The following is a 214-nucleotide window of genomic DNA, read 5'->3' as shown; positions in this document are numbered from 1 at the left end:
TCATCGTTCACCGGGGTGACGGTCAAGGTCAGGGTCGAGGTATCTGTCGCGCCCGAGCCATCGGTTAAGGTGTAAGTGATCACCGGCACGCTGCCGTTATAGTTGGCGGCAGGGGTAAAGGTGTACTGGCCATCGCTGCCCAGGCTAAAGGTGCCGACACCGTTGAGGGTGACGTCACTGCCATCGGCATTATAGACGGTGTTGTCGCCGGCAA

1 protein-coding gene is annotated in these 214 nt (G+C 59.3%); it reads right to left on the bottom strand.

The annotated features are described in order from the left end of the window. Positions 1 to 214, bottom strand: a 214-nt coding sequence (locus K5R16_RS22420; RefSeq protein ID WP_220740645.1) for a cadherin-like domain-containing protein, incomplete at both ends; no start/stop codon positions are given.

Origin of the sequence: Shewanella sp. c952, from assembly GCF_019654975.1 — a bacterium.
Classification (GTDB): domain Bacteria; phylum Pseudomonadota; class Gammaproteobacteria; order Enterobacterales; family Shewanellaceae; genus Shewanella.
The sequence above is the reverse complement of the archived record's forward strand: the minus strand, read 5'-3'. Positions and strand labels throughout refer to the sequence as shown.